Raw genomic sequence first — 12,988 nt, forward strand, 5'->3', positions numbered from 1 at the left:
TATTTTTGCCGTCAGGATATGGCGCCGGAGGAGCGCCGGGGCTATACTCCCGCCGAGAGGTACCCCATGCGCCGATCCCGCTCCTTCCTCGCCGCCGGCCTGTGCGTCTCCTTCCTCGTCCAGTCGACCGGCGCCGCCGACCTCGCGCCGGTCTTCGCGCGCGGGATGATGCTGCCTCCGCCCGGACGCATGGCCCCTCCGCCGAGGACCGCCCAGCCCGCGAAGCGCGCCGTGAAGCCCGCGCGGGAGCCCTGGCTCGTCTCCGCCGCCGTCGTGGCGCGCTGGGTCGAGGAGCGGCTGACCGCGGCCCTCGCCGCGCCCGCCGCCGTCGAGGAGACGGTCGCCCCCGAGGCGCTCGCGTCCTTCTCCGCCGCCGCGTCCGCCGAGCTCGTCTCCGTCGCGTCGCTCCCGAACCCCGAGCCTCCGGCCGACCGCATGCTCATCGCGATGGAGGGCCGCCGCGTCCTCGCCTCCGGGCTCGCGGCGCAGCTGGCCTCGATCCGCGAGTTCCGCGCCGACCTCAAGCCCCTGCGCCCGCGCTTCACCGGCGAGTGGGTGGGCCGCGGCGACGTCCGCGCGCGCGTCGACTACATGAACCCCTTCGGCGTCACGCAGGGCGAGGCCAAGGGCTTCCGCGTGAAGCTCTCCGACGGCTACGAGCGCCTGCTCCCGAGCCGCAGGCCCATCCCGGAGTCGCTGATGCGGGAGCTGCCGCTGTATTTCGCCGGGGACGCCGTGGACGTCGAGGTCCGCGTCCGCAACGACGGCGCGGCCGCCCTGACGGACCTGACGGTCGCCTCCGTGCAGGAGGCGCACACCGCCGACGGGGCGCCGGGCGCCCCGGTGGCGAAGCCCGTGACCAAGAGCGTCGCGACTTTGGCGCCCGGCGAGACCGCGATCCTGCGCTGGCGCATCAAGCTGTCCCCCGCCGGCCTCGACGCCGTGAACTTCGAGCAGACCCACCTGAAGGTGCTGGGCAAGGACCCCGCCGGCGGGGAGAAGGTCCTGCTCGACGAGACGCAGGCCGGGATCGTCGATCCGCCGGGCGAGTGATGAGCCGCGCCGGTTGTTCTATAATGGCCGCCCATGGATCTCGATGAATTCCGCGGCCGCGTCGAGCGCATCGACAAGCTCGCCGCCTCCGGCGACGACCGCGCGCTGCTGTCCGAGCTGAACGGCCTCGCGGACTCCGACCTTCCCGACCTGGACCGCGCGCGCCTCCTTTGCCAGGCCGCGCAGGCCCACGAGCGCCTCGGCGAGGCGGACCGGGCGCTGGCCGCGTACGACCGCGCCGCGGCCCTCGAGACGCCGCACCGCCGCTTCCAGGCCGCCTTCCGCAAGTCCGACTACCTGATGCGCCTCGGCCGCAAGGACGAGTGCCGGGACATCCTGAAGTCCCTCCTGGAGCGCCCCGAGGCGACGCTCTCCGAGCGCCACTCCTTCGAAGCCCGGATCAAGCTCCTGCGCCGCGTCGCCTGAGCCTCAGCGCGGGGCGGTCTTCAGCGTCTTGTGCAGGGCCGAGACGAACTTGGCCATCTTGACCGGCTTGGCGACGAACTCGACGACGTTCGCCTCCGCGCGGATCATCTTGATCGTCGAGTCGTCGAGCGCGCTGCCGGTGACGATGAAGACCGGGATGCGCCCGGTCGCCCCGCCCTGGAGCGAGCGCAGGAACTCGTAGCCGCCCTGACCCGGCATCATGAGGTCGGTGATGATGAGGTCCGGCGTCTGGGACTCGAGCTTCGCGCCGGCGTCGAGCCCATCGACCGCCGTGAGCACGCGGAAGCCCTGGAGGCTCGCGCTCATCTCGAGGAAGCTGCGCACGGTCTCGTCGTCGTCGACGACCAGGATCAGCTTGTCGCCCGGGGCCGCGAGAGCGGGCGCGGGATCGGCCACGGTCGTCTCCGCCGGCGCCGCCGGCAGCGGCGCGGCGGCCGGCGGAGCAACGGGCTTCTCCGCGCGCGGCGGGGCGGCGGTCAGGAAGATGCCGCTCGAGTCCGGGTCCAGCGCCTTCGCCAGGTCGGGGAAGCTCGCCGCCGCCTTCCACGCGTCCTGCGTGGTCGCGCCGGCCGGAAAGACCAAGGTCTCCCTCTTGAATCCCGGGCGCAGGGCCAGCTGCGCGGCCTCGAACGGACCGACCGGCTTTCCCTCTTCATAGAGGTAGTACGGCATGGAGGTCACCCCTGAAGCGCCCTAGAACGGGCTACTGCGCGACGGGCGCGGGCGCGGCGTCGGGAGCGGCCTCGGTCTTCTTCTCCTTGCGCTCCTCCTTGGCCTTGCGCCGCATGGCCTTCATCTTCTCCTTGTGGGCCCTGCGCTTCTCGTGCTGCTTCTCCTTGAAGGCCTGGCGATCCGCCTTCATCTCCTTCTTGAACTCCTGATGCTCGGCCTTGATCTCCGGGGGAGGGCCGCCGGCGGCGGGCTTGTCTTCGGCGCGGACGGGGACGATCAGGGTGAGCAGCAGGGCGGCGGACAGGATGGTTCTCATTTCGTTATCTCCATGGGTGCGGCGCTTTCGACTTGCTAGCATACCCCCTCAAAATGAATCCCGCCAGTCCCCCCCGCCTCGTCCGCCTGCTGCTCGCCGGACTCGCCGCCGCCTCGACGTGCGCGTTCCTGGCCGCCCTCTGGGTGGTATGGCTGCCGGACGTCTCGCCGCTCAAGAAGAGCCCGCCCGCGACCACGGCCTACATCGAGCTGCGCAAGAAGCAGGCGAAGGCCAAGGGCCGCAAGCTCGACCTGCGCTGGACCTGGGTCCCTTCCGGGGCGATATCGGAGGACCTCAAAAGGGCCGTCGTGACCGCCGAGGACGACGAGTTCTGGCGCCACGACGGCGTCGACTGGGACGCGATCCGCGCCGCCTACGAGCGCAACCGCAAGGCGGGGCGTTTCGCCGCCGGCGGCAGCACGATCACGATGCAGCTCGCTCGCAACCTCTATCTGTCGCCGAGCAAGAACCCCCTGCGCAAGGCCAAGGAGATCCTCATCGCGCGGCGCCTCGAGCGCGAGCTCGGCAAGCGGCGCGTCCTGGAGCTCTATCTCAACGTCGTCGAGTGGGGCAAGGGCGTGTTCGGCTGCGAGGCCGCGGCGCGCGTCTACTTCCAGAAATCCTGCGCCGACCTGTCGTACGAGGAAGCCGTCGCGATGGCCGTCGTCCTCCCCAATCCCCGCCGCTGGAGCCCCGCCAAGCGCGGCCCCTACGTGGAGCGCAACTCCGCGCGGATCATGGGCCGCATCGCCGCGGCGGACCGGGCGCGGGCCGCGGCGGCGGGAGAACCCCCGGCCGAGACCCCGGCCGGGGACGCGGCCGACGCCGCGGGACCGGACGCGACCGAGGATCCCGGCGAGGACGACGACGCGATCGTCGAGCCCGAGGTCTACAGCGGCTCGACGACGGTGAACTCCTCGACCGGCTCGGCGCTCGGCGAGTAGGGCAGGAAGCCGAAGCCGTTGGAGTAGAAGCCGGCCTCCCCGGTCCAGCCGCTGATGAGGCGCAGCGGGATCGGGCTGCCGACGCGGACCTCGCGCACGACGGCCTTGAGGCTCCCCGCCGGCCTCAGGATGTTGGAGTTGACGCGGGGCACGATGACGGCGTCGCCGGGCCGGACCCCGGACCAGCCGCCCGCGGAGGCGTCGAGCACGGCTCCGCCGGCCTCCTCGACGTAGTGCTGCAGGCCCCAATGGCCGGCGCACCAGAGGCGCCCGCCCTTCGCCGCGCGCTCCGCGGCGGCCTCGCGGGCCATCGTCCGCTGAGCCCCGGCGTACTGAAAGTCGACGATGGACAGCAGCACGCTCAGGGCCGCGACCCCGGCGAGGCTGACCGCCTGCGCGAGGCGCAGACGCTTTTCGGGCCAGCGCGCCTCGAGCGCCTCCGCCAGCGAGAAGACCAGCGGCGGGATCAGGAACAGGACGAGCCGGGCGAGGATCGCCCAATAAGCGAACAGCAGGAGGGCCGACACCGAGGCGGTCCACGCGGCCCACAGCCTCGCGCCGCGGCCCTCGGCGCGGAAGAGGGCCGACAGGGCGAGCAGGGCTCCGAAGGAGAACAGGACGCCGGCCGCGCGGTCGACGGGACGCACGAGCGGGGCGAGGTCGAACGCGGGCAGGAACAAGACGATCGCCGCGGCGGCGCAGGCGGCGACCAGGGCTTTCGACGGCCTCGCCAGCAGGGGCCAGAACGCGACGACGACGCCGCAGCCCCCGGTGAAGGACAGGAACGAGCGCAGCTTGTGGGACCAGGCGGACCAGTACATCCGCGACGCGTCCGCCGTCACGCCCGCCGCCGAATCCCACGCCCCGCTGCGGAGAAGGGCTCCCCCCAACAGCCAGCACGCCAGCGGCGCGGCCGCCAAGGCGAAGTATCCCGCCAGACGCCGAGGAGGAACGCGTCCCCACAGAAGGCACAACGCCGGCAGGGCGAGGAAGATCGCGTTGTATTTCGCCAGCAGCGCGGCGGCGAACAGCGCGGCCGAGGCCCACAGCCAGGCCGGCCGGTCCTCCTCCGCGCCGCGCGCGAGCGCGTAGAGGCTCGGGAAGGCGAAGCCCGCCATGACCTTCTCCGCCATCAGGTGGTTCATGTCGATCATGTAGGCGGGCGAGGCGACGACGATGAGCGCGGGCAGCAGCGGACGCTTCAGATAGCGCGCCGCCAGGAGGTAGAGCGCCAGGCTCGACGCCAGGTCGAAAGGCAGGAAGGCCAGGCGCATCGCCGTCTCGCCGCCCCCGGTGAGGCGCAGAGCCGCCGCCAGGAGGTAGGCCAGCAGCGGCGGCGTGTTGTTGATGCTCGACATCGGCACGGCGTCGCCGTACCAGTTGAACCGGAAGGCGAACGGGTGCAGGGGGTCGCGCAGTATCCGGCGCGCGATGGCGAGGAAGAAAGGCTCGTCGACGTGGAACGCCTTCCCCAGGAACGGGAAAAGCGCGAGCCCGGTGAAGGCGGCGACGATCAGGAGGTCCCGGCCGCGCCGCGTCACCGGATCAGAGGCTCGTCGTGACCAAGGTCTCCGTGGCGGCGACGCCGTCCACCGAGCGGATGCGGCTGACGATCAGGCTCGAGAGCTTGTCGACGGTGTCGGACTCCGCCGAGAGGACCATGTCCCAGCCGCCGAACACCATGTACACCTCGTTGACGCCCTCGATCGCCCGGATCGCGCGCACGGCCGTCTGCTCCTTGCCCGGCGTCAGCTTGCACAAGACGAAGGTCTTCATGCTCATCTCCTAGTATTCCATTCGGCCGAACGGTAGCGTGATTCGAGTTCCAGACCTTTGGCGATCCATGACGGAAGAAGGTCGACCGAAGGTCGACCGAATTCGCGAGTGATCCCTTCGATGATCGTCGCTTCGGGCACGCTGACCCGCAACGAGCCCTGATATAACCCTTTAACGCCTTTCTTACGCAAGGCCCCGCCTAAGATCTTCTTGTCGTCCGCGTCGACGAGGTCGGCTTTTTCCGCCCGGGCGAAACAGCTGGCCGCGATCCCCGGCGCTTTGTCCTTGGGGCTCCACATCCCGTTGACGGTCCCGCGCGCCTTCAGGGCCTGATGGATCCCCCGGTGGATGTTCTTGTAGATCGTCTCCGGCGCGCACGTCCGGTCCCACGGGAACACGAGGCTGAAGGTGACGTCCCCGTCGTGATGAACGATCCCCCCGCCCGTCGCCCGGCGCACGGGCGCTACGCCGGTCTTGCAGGCCGCCTTCGCGTCTTCATATCTCTGCGAGTAGCCGAACGTGCAGCCCTCGCCCTTCCACTCGTAGACGCGCAGGACGAGCGCGTCCGGCGGCGACTCGAGCAGCACGGCCTCGTCGAGAGCCATATGGCCCGCCGCGTCGAGGACGAGCCGGCGGCTCAGCTCAGCGCGGAGCACGAGCAGAAGAAGTTGCGGTCGCCGTAGGCTCCGTCGACGCGGCCCACGGACGGCCAGAATTTCCGCTCCCGCAGCCAGGCGGCCGGATACGCGGCCGTCTCGCGCGAGTACGGATGCGTCCAAGAGTCGGAGACGACGGACTGCGCCGTATGCGGCGCATTCTTCAACGGGTTGTCGTTCCTCGGCCACTCGCCCTTGCGCACCTTCTCGGCTTCGCCGTGGATCGAGATCATCGCGTCGCAGAACCGGTCGAGCTCGGCCTTGGACTCCGACTCCGTCGGCTCGATCATGAGAGTCGCCACGACGGGGAAAGACGTCGTCGGGGCGTGGAAGCCGTAATCCATCAGGCGCTTGGCGATATCATCCACGACCACATCCGCCGTTGCCTTTAACGCGCGAGGATCCACGATGCACTCATGGGCCACTAAGCCGTTCTTCCCTTTATAAAGGACCGGGAACAGGGCGTCGAGGCGCTTGGCGATGTAATTTGCGTTCAGGATGGCGTTCTTCGTCGCGTCGGCCAAACCGTCCGGCCCCATCATCCTTATGTACATCCACGAGATCGGCAGGATCGAGGCCGAGCCGAACGGCGCCGACGACACGGCGGAGACGTCCTTCGAGCCGGGCAGGAACGGCGCGAGCTCCTTGACCACGCCAATCGGCCCCATGCCGGGCCCGCCGCCGCCGTGAGGGATGCAGAAGGTCTTGTGCAGGTTCAGGTGGCAGACGTCGGCGCCGATGTCGCCGGGACGGCACAGGCCGACCTGGGCGTTCATGTTGGCGCCGTCCATGTAAACGAAGCCGCCGTGGCCGTGGACGATCGCGCAGATCTCCTTGATGCCCTCCTCGAAGACGCCGTGCGTCGAGGGATAAGTGACCATCAGGCACGCCAGGTCTTTGGCGTGCTCGTCCGCCTTCTTCTTGAGGTCCGCCAGGTCGATGTCGCCGTCTTCCAGGCACGCGACCGTGACGATGCTCATGCCCGCCATCGCCGCCGACGCGGGGTTGGTGCCGTGCGCGGAGACGGGGATCAGGCAGACCTTGCGGTGAGACTGGCCGCGGGCGTTCTGGGCCGCGCGTATGGCCAACAAACCGGCGTATTCGCCCTGGGAGCCGGCGTTGGGTTGGAGACTCACCGCAGCGAACCCGGTGATTTCGGCCAACCACGACTCGAGCTGGGAGGTCATCTCGAGATATCCAGCCGTCTGCGCCGAAGGCGCAAAAGGGTGCATCTTCCCGAACTCAGGCCACGTCACCGGGAGCATCTCGGACGCGGCATTGAGCTTCATGGTGCATGATCCCAAGGGGATCATGGAGTGCACAAGCGACAGGTCCTTCCCTTCGAGCTTGCGAAGGTAACGAAGCATCTCGGTCTCCGAACGGTGTTCGGAGAAGACCTTGTGCGTCAAGAACTTGGATGTCCTCTTTAAGTTGGCGGGTATCTCAACGATAGGCCCGCCGGGCATCACCCGACCGCCGAAGGCGGTCAATATGTCGGCCACATCCGTTTCCGTTGTGGCCTCGTCCAAAGAGATCACCACTCCGTTGCCGTAAAAACGAAGATTTATCTTCTTCGCCTCGGCCGCCGTTCTTATTTTAACCGCGTCGCCGGAGGCGACGCGAGCATGTATCGTATCGAACGCCAGGTCGGCACCCGTATCCACGCCCAATTCGTTCAATCCGTTCCTTAATTTCTGCGTCAAGGCGCGCACGCGAAGGGCGATGCGGCTGAGCCCCTCGGGCCCGTGATACACCGCATACATCCCCGCGATGACGGCCAGGAGCACCTGCGCCGTGCACACGTTGCTCGTCGCCTTCTCGCGCCGGATGTGCTGCTCTCTCGTCTGCAGGGCCAGGCGCAGGGCGGGTTTGCCGTGCGAATCCTTGGACACCCCGATGATGCGCCCCGGGATCCGCCGCTGGAACGCTTCCTTGACCGACAGGTACGCCGCGTGCGGCCCGCCGAAGCCGAGCGGCACGCCGAAGCGCTGGGTGGAACCGACCGCGATGTCCGCGCCGAATTCTCCGGGGGCCTTGAACAAAGTGAGGGCGAGCAAGTCCGCCGCCACGACCAACTGGCCCCCGGCGGCGTGAACGGCGTCCGCGAACTTGGACCAATCCTTGACGGCGCCGAACGTATCGGGGTACTGGACCAAGGCGCCCAACAGCTTTTTCCCCGCGATCTGCGAGGGTTCGCCGACCTGGACCTTCACGCCTAGCGGCGTGGCGCGGGTTTTGATGACTTCGATGGTCTGCGGGTGGCACTCGCTCGAGACGAAGAATATCCTATCGCCTGGATCTTCCGCGGCGTGGAGGCAGATCGCCATGGCCTCCGCCGCGGCGGTCCCCTCATCCAGCAACGACGCGTTCGCGACGGGCAGGCCCGTCAGATCGATTATTAATGTCTGGAAATTCAGCAATGCTTCCAATCTTCCCTGCGCGATCTCCGGCTGATAAGGGGTGTACGCGGTGTACCAACCGGCGTTCTCCAATATCTCGCGAAGGATCACGGGAGGGGTCACGGTGTCGTTGTACCCCTGGCCGAGGTACGAGCGCCAGACCTGGTTCTTCGACGCGATCCTCTTGAGTTCGGCCAGCGCCCCGGCCTCGGAGAGCGCGGCGGGGAGGTCGAGCGGTTTTTTCAGTCGTATCGCCGGCGGGACGACGGCGTCGATCAGGGCGTCGAGCGACGGGCGGCCGAGCGCGGCGAGCATCGCCGCCTGGTCGGCGGAGCCGGAGCCGATGTGACGGCGGGCGAAATCGTCGGCGGGAGGAAGAGGGGTTTTCGTAGGGCGCTCCTTAGTGGCTTCCATGCGCGGCCTCGGCTTTCAGGAACTCCTCGTACGCCGCCTCGGTCATGAGCTTCGCCGCCTCGTCGGGAGCGGACGCCTTGAGCTTGAACAGCCAGCCCTTGCCGAAGGCCTCGGCGTTGACGAGCGCGGGGTCCTTGACGACGTCCGCGTTCACCGCGGTGATCTCGCCGGAGACCGGGGCGTAGATGTCGAAGGCGGCCTTCACCGACTCGACGACGCAGCACGCCTCGCCCTGCTTGACCGTGCGGCCGACCTTCGGGGGTTCGACGAAGACCACGTCCGTGATCTCCTTCTGCGCGTGGTCGGAGATGCCCACCGTGCCCGCGTCGCCCTGCAGGTCCAGCCACTCGTGCGACTTCATGTACATTAATTTCTTCGGATCGAGCATAAATCAGGCCCCCTTCTTGAGGTTAGGTGAGATGTAAAACGGCGTTTTGACGATCTCCGCGGCGATGTCCCGTCCGTGAAGTACGACCGAGACTTTCGTTCCCGGCGGGAGGTCCGGTCTATCAAGGTACCCCGTCCCGATGCCCGCCTGCAGGCTCGGCGAGTACGTCGCCGAACAGAACTTCCCGATCTCCTTGCCGTCCAGCATGACCGAGGCGCCCGCGCGCGGCACGCCGCGCTCGAGCAGCTTCACGCCGGTGAGCTTCTTCTTGATGCCCTCCGCCTTCTGCTTGACCAAGGCGGCCTTGCCGATGAAGTCGCCCTTGTCCAGCTTCACGACCCAGCCGTAATTGGCCTCGAAGGTGCTGAGGTCGTCGTCGAGGTCCTGTCCGTACAGGAGGTAGCCCGCCTCGAGGCGGAGCACGTCGCGGGCGCCGAGGCCGCACGGCGCCGCGCCGAGCGAACGGCCCTGCGCGAGCAGGTCCTCCCAGACGCGGACGACGATCTCGCTGGGCACGATGAACTCGCAGCCGTCCTCGCCGGTGTAGCCGGTGCGGGTGATGAAGGAGGGCTGCCCGTACAGCTCGAGCTCAAGCGCGCCGAAGCGCGGCAGGGACGCCATCGCGGGGGCGATCATCGACGCGATCTCGGCCGCCTTCGGACCCTGGACCGCGATCATGCCGTAGAGGTCGGACTTGTTCTCGAGCTTCACGTCGAAGCCCTTCGCGTGCTTCTGGAACCAGGCGAAGTCCTTGTCGGCCGTGGCCGCGTTGACGACGATCAGGTAGCGGTCCTTGGCGAGGCAGGAGACGATGACGTCGTCGACGACCCCGCCCTTCTCGTTGGGCAGGTGGGAGTAGATCGCCTTGCCCGGGCCGATGCGGGAGATGTCGTTGGCGTTGACCTTCTGAAGGAAGGCGAGCGCGCCGGGGCCCGTCGCGAACACCTGGCCCATGTGGGAGACGTCGAACAGGCCGCAGCGGTGGCGCGCGGCCTCGTGCTCCTTCATGATCGATTCGTACTGGACCGGCAATTCCCACCCGTGGAAATCGACGATCTTACCGCCCAGGTTCTTGTGGCTTTCGTACAGCGCCGTGCGACGCGCGACAGCCGAGGTGGACATATGACTAAATTAGCATTTAGCAATAAGTCCGACAATGACCGCGGCCACCGCCCGCGACGGCGCCGGATTCGCCGTTTTATGACCATGGTCATGGTCGAGGCGCGGGCAGGGCCTTCATACTAACGAGAAGCGAACAGGAGAACCATGAACTCGAATCCCTCCGTTTCGGCCCCGGCGCGCGCGATCGGAAGCCTGCTGCTGGCGCTGGCGCCGTTCGCGCCGCCGGCGGCGGCCCAAAGCACGCGCCATTACGAGGCCGCCGACCCGAACGCGTCCGGCGAGGACGCGAAGGCGTCGCCGGCCCCTGCCGCCGCGGCGTCGCGTCCGGCCCGCTCGGCCCCTCGCGTCTTTCGCGTCGTCCGGCCCGGAGGCATCCACGCCGAGGCGAACGTGGAGAGTTCGGCCCCGGTCATGGGCGAAGTCGAAGCCGTCGTCGGAGCCGGCATCGGTACCGGCGCGAAGGACAAGAGCCCCGGCGCCAATCCCGCGAGGCGCTACTGGGGCGGCTCGAACGGGGCCTCGACCGCTCCCGCGAAGCCGATCACGTCCTCCGGTCCCAGCGGCCCGGCGAAGCCGCCCAAACAAGGGATCCGCGTCGTCGACGACAAGAAGAACCCGATCGCCTCGGGCTCGTTCTTCGACACGCAGACCGTTTATTTCCAGATCTTCGGCTACGACGAGAAGGACACGTCCGTTTGCCTGGAGAGCCTGGTCATGAAGGGAGACCTATTAGGGGACTGCGCCGATTTCGTGAAATTGCCCGACACGACTTACTCGATCAGCTACAACAACGGGAGATTCTCCTACGCCAACGGGATATGGGAAGCGAGGTACAAGAGCATCTACTGGTACGACACGCTGCGCATCTCAGTGACCAACTCGAAGGGCGAGAAGTCGGTCAAAACGTTCCGTACCACCGGCTCGGAAACGCACCCCTCCGCGCTGGGCCGCCACTTCGTCGACGGCAAGGTCAAGAACTCGCCGTACAAGAGAGGGGAGATCGTCGAGGTCCATATTTTCGGATTCGACGAGAAGGACGCTTTTGTCTGCACGCAGATCCGCGACGACGCGACCCATGCCGACATCGCCGTCTGCTCTCCGTACGCCGATTTCAGCCGCTTCACGAAGCTGCCGGGCCAAAACTGGTCCTATCAAAACGGCGCTTGGGTCAAGAAATTCAACACCAACGACATGAGGCTGGATACGACCTATTACGTGCGCCTCAGGAACTCGAAGAACGCCGAGTACGCGGACATGCTGCAGTTGATGAGCCACCCCCCCGGCTTCGTCGTGGGGCCGAACTAGCCGCGGCGAGGGGACATGGGCCGGGTTCCGGCGGCCTAGGACTTCGCGAGGACGTCGAGGAGCACGCGCGCCAGGCGGCGGCGCTCCACCATGTCGTTCCAGCGCAGCTCGGCGAAGCGCGCGCCGTCGTCGTCGTCATAGGCGTGGTGCACGAGGGCGGGGATGAGCAGGCGCTCGCCGCCCAGCTCGAACTGGACGAGGACGGTCTCCCCCTTCGCGAGGCGGGCCGCGGTGGACAGCTCCGCCCCTCCGGCCGTTATCTTAAGGAGACGGCCCCAGGAATCCTGGCGCGCGGAGGAGCCCGGGAAGCGGAGCAGCGCCGGAACGAGGTAAGGGGCCCGCGTCATCGCGGCTCCTCTTTATGCCGGACCAGACGCGCCGGACCCCGCCCGTCCTTCGCCTCGCCGACGGTCCAGAACCGCGCGCCGTCCCAGGAGACGCCGGTCGGGATGAAGTCGCCCTCGGCGTATTCGGGGAGCGGGAGGCCGTCGATGGGCTCCTCGGGGCGCTCCAGGGCGTAGCGCACGAGGCGGCGGTCGGCGGCGTCGAGCGTCCAGAGCGAACGGCCGTCGAAGACCAGGCCGGCGGGCTTCGAGCCGCGCCACCTGTAGGTCGCGAGCACGCTGAGCTCGCGGTCGACGAGGTGCTTGCGCAGGACCTTGGCGCGGGCGTCGAGCGTCCAGAGATAGAGGCCGTCGAAGGCGAGGCCCGCGCAGTTCGGCGCGGCCTTCGCGTACCGGGCGAGCGGGGTCATCTTGTCGTCGCGCATGCGGCGGATGACGGTGCCGTCGGCGGAGACCGTCCACATCGCCTCGGCGGTGAAGGCCGCGGCCACGGGCGTGTCCGCGGTCAGGTGGCGGACGACCCGGACGGCGGTGTCGTCCGGCGAGAGCGCGTAGAAGGATTGGGTGAACCACTCGACGAGCCACAGCGACTTGCCGTCGAAGGCGAGCCCGGCCGGATGGCGGACCGGGAGCTCCCAGCGGTCGACGCGGGCCGCGGCGGCGGCGCGGTTGGCCTCGACGCGCTTGAGCGAGGCGACGCCGAGCCCTGCGGCCAGGAACAGGCCGACGGCCAGCGCGTACCAGATCGGCGAGCGGCTCAGGGGCGCGGCGCTCGCGACCGAGACGGCCGTGCCCTGGAAGCGCAGGCCCTTGGAGACCGAGGCCTTGAGGTCCTCGGGCGTCCACGGCGGGGCCACGACCTCGGCGGCGCCCACGCGCATCAGCGCCACGGCGCGGCTCGCGTCGCGCACCTTCAGCGCCACGACCACGGGCATGAGCGGGAAGGCGCGGAGCAGCTCGCGCGTCAGGCTCTCGGCGTCGGCCCCGCCCCCGTCGACGAGCAGGAAGGCCTTCGTCTTGCGCTCGCGCGCGAACTCGAGCGCCTCCTCGAGGCGGCCGGCGCCCTCGGTCCGGTGGCCGAGCTCGCCGAGCATGAGCCCGAGGAGCTCCCGGTCCGCGGCTTCCTTCGCCAGCAATCCGATGGCGGCCATG

The 12,988-nt window shown here is 68.5% G+C and carries 14 protein-coding genes; 4 read left to right on the forward strand and 10 right to left on the reverse strand.

Going from position 1 to position 12,988, the window contains the following annotated elements:
- Window positions 1-66 precede the first annotated feature (66 nt).
- Both HYV14_13815 and HYV14_13820 read left to right on the forward strand, forming a co-directional pair.
- Window positions 67-1,053, forward strand: a complete 987-nt coding sequence (locus HYV14_13815) for a hypothetical protein (protein MBI2387063.1) — start codon at window positions 67-69, stop codon at window positions 1,051-1,053.
- A gap of 33 nt (window positions 1,054-1,086) precedes the next feature.
- The gene (locus tag HYV14_13820; GenBank protein MBI2387064.1) at window positions 1,087-1,479 is read left to right on the forward strand and encodes a hypothetical protein; all 393 of its coding nucleotides are present in this window, start codon (window positions 1,087-1,089) and stop codon (window positions 1,477-1,479) included.
- A gap of 3 nt (window positions 1,480-1,482) precedes the next feature.
- On the opposite strand, the gene HYV14_13825 is transcribed toward HYV14_13820, so the two are convergent.
- Both HYV14_13825 and HYV14_13830 read right to left on the reverse strand, forming a co-directional pair.
- Window positions 1,483-2,181 (reverse strand): response regulator, encoded by a 699-nt coding sequence (locus HYV14_13825; GenBank protein ID MBI2387065.1) that lies wholly within the window; start codon window positions 2,179-2,181, stop codon window positions 1,483-1,485.
- A gap of 22 nt (window positions 2,182-2,203) precedes the next feature.
- Window positions 2,204-2,488: a hypothetical protein gene (locus HYV14_13830; protein MBI2387066.1), complete on the reverse strand. Its 285-nt coding sequence runs from the start codon at window positions 2,486-2,488 to the stop codon at window positions 2,204-2,206.
- Between the two features lie 53 nt (window positions 2,489-2,541).
- Here HYV14_13830 and mtgA point away from each other — a divergent pair, with 53 nt between their 5' ends.
- Complete coding sequence (gene mtgA, locus HYV14_13835; protein ID MBI2387067.1) at window positions 2,542-3,432, forward strand: monofunctional biosynthetic peptidoglycan transglycosylase; 891 nt, start codon at window positions 2,542-2,544, stop codon at window positions 3,430-3,432.
- Here the strand turns inward: mtgA and HYV14_13840 are convergent.
- The 6 genes from HYV14_13840 to gcvT are packed head-to-tail and all read right to left on the reverse strand — an operon-like array spanning window position 3,378 to window position 10,187.
- The gene (locus HYV14_13840) at window positions 3,378-4,973 is read right to left on the reverse strand and encodes a glycosyltransferase family 39 protein (GenBank protein ID MBI2387068.1); all 1,596 of its coding nucleotides are present in this window, start codon (window positions 4,971-4,973) and stop codon (window positions 3,378-3,380) included. The genes mtgA and HYV14_13840 overlap by 55 nt on opposite strands.
- Before the next feature lie 4 nt (window positions 4,974-4,977).
- Window positions 4,978-5,208: an Lrp/AsnC ligand binding domain-containing protein gene (locus HYV14_13845; GenBank protein MBI2387069.1), complete on the reverse strand. Its 231-nt coding sequence runs from the start codon at window positions 5,206-5,208 to the stop codon at window positions 4,978-4,980.
- A 2-nt stretch (window positions 5,209-5,210) separates the two neighbouring features.
- The gene (locus HYV14_13850; GenBank protein MBI2387070.1) at window positions 5,211-5,864 is read right to left on the reverse strand and encodes a lipoate--protein ligase family protein; all 654 of its coding nucleotides are present in this window, start codon (window positions 5,862-5,864) and stop codon (window positions 5,211-5,213) included.
- Entirely contained in the window at window positions 5,846-8,677 is a 2,832-nt protein-coding gene (gcvP, locus tag HYV14_13855) for an aminomethyl-transferring glycine dehydrogenase (protein MBI2387071.1), read from the reverse strand. The genes HYV14_13850 and gcvP overlap by 19 nt, the downstream gene beginning before the upstream one ends.
- Window positions 8,664-9,065 (reverse strand): glycine cleavage system protein GcvH, encoded by a 402-nt coding sequence (gcvH, locus tag HYV14_13860; protein MBI2387072.1) that lies wholly within the window; start codon window positions 9,063-9,065, stop codon window positions 8,664-8,666. Before gcvH ends, gcvP begins: the two co-directional genes overlap by 14 nt.
- 3 nt (window positions 9,066-9,068) lie before the next feature.
- Window positions 9,069-10,187, reverse strand: coding sequence for a glycine cleavage system aminomethyltransferase GcvT (gene gcvT, locus HYV14_13865; GenBank protein ID MBI2387073.1), 1,119 nt, complete (start codon window positions 10,185-10,187; stop codon window positions 9,069-9,071).
- 144 nt (window positions 10,188-10,331) lie between these two features.
- On the opposite strand from gcvT, the gene HYV14_13870 reads away from it, so the two are divergent.
- Window positions 10,332-11,492: a hypothetical protein gene (locus HYV14_13870; protein ID MBI2387074.1), complete on the forward strand. Its 1,161-nt coding sequence runs from the start codon at window positions 10,332-10,334 to the stop codon at window positions 11,490-11,492.
- A gap of 35 nt (window positions 11,493-11,527) precedes the next feature.
- On the opposite strand, the gene HYV14_13875 is transcribed toward HYV14_13870, so the two are convergent.
- Both HYV14_13875 and HYV14_13880 read right to left on the reverse strand, forming a co-directional pair.
- Complete coding sequence (locus HYV14_13875; protein MBI2387075.1) at window positions 11,528-11,839, reverse strand: hypothetical protein; 312 nt, start codon at window positions 11,837-11,839, stop codon at window positions 11,528-11,530.
- On the reverse strand, window positions 11,836-12,987 hold the full coding sequence (locus tag HYV14_13880; GenBank protein MBI2387076.1) for a response regulator: 1,152 nt from the start codon (window positions 12,985-12,987) through the stop codon (window positions 11,836-11,838). The genes HYV14_13875 and HYV14_13880 overlap by 4 nt, the downstream gene beginning before the upstream one ends.
- Window position 12,988: the final 1 nt, after the last annotated feature.

It is taken from the genome of Elusimicrobiota bacterium (genome assembly GCA_016182905.1).
Taxonomy (GTDB): Bacteria; Elusimicrobiota; Elusimicrobia; order UBA1565; family UBA9628; genus GWA2-66-18.

Excerpts from the sequence above, each read along its gene's own strand:
- HYV14_13875 (MBI2387075.1), bottom strand. The coding sequence starts at position 11,839 with ATGACGCGGGCCCCTTACCTCGTTCCGGCGCTGCTCCGCTTCCCGGGC.
- HYV14_13815 (MBI2387063.1), top strand. The coding sequence starts at position 67 with ATGCGCCGATCCCGCTCCTTCCTCGCCGCCGGCCTGTGCGTCTCCTTC.
- HYV14_13830 (MBI2387066.1), bottom strand. The coding sequence starts at position 2,488 with ATGAGAACCATCCTGTCCGCCGCCCTGCTGCTCACCCTGATCGTCCCC.
- HYV14_13845 (MBI2387069.1), bottom strand. The coding sequence starts at position 5,208 with ATGAAGACCTTCGTCTTGTGCAAGCTGACGCCGGGCAAGGAGCAGACG.
- gcvP (MBI2387071.1), bottom strand. The coding sequence starts at position 8,677 with ATGGAAGCCACTAAGGAGCGCCCTACGAAAACCCCTCTTCCTCCCGCC.
- HYV14_13820 (MBI2387064.1), top strand. The coding sequence starts at position 1,087 with ATGGATCTCGATGAATTCCGCGGCCGCGTCGAGCGCATCGACAAGCTC.
- gcvH (MBI2387072.1), bottom strand. The coding sequence starts at position 9,065 with ATGCTCGATCCGAAGAAATTAATGTACATGAAGTCGCACGAGTGGCTG.
- HYV14_13870 (MBI2387074.1), top strand. The coding sequence starts at position 10,332 with ATGAACTCGAATCCCTCCGTTTCGGCCCCGGCGCGCGCGATCGGAAGC.
- gcvT (MBI2387073.1), bottom strand. The coding sequence starts at position 10,187 with ATGTCCACCTCGGCTGTCGCGCGTCGCACGGCGCTGTACGAAAGCCAC.
- HYV14_13880 (MBI2387076.1), bottom strand. The coding sequence starts at position 12,987 with ATGGCCGCCATCGGATTGCTGGCGAAGGAAGCCGCGGACCGGGAGCTC.
- mtgA (MBI2387067.1), top strand. The coding sequence starts at position 2,542 with ATGAATCCCGCCAGTCCCCCCCGCCTCGTCCGCCTGCTGCTCGCCGGA.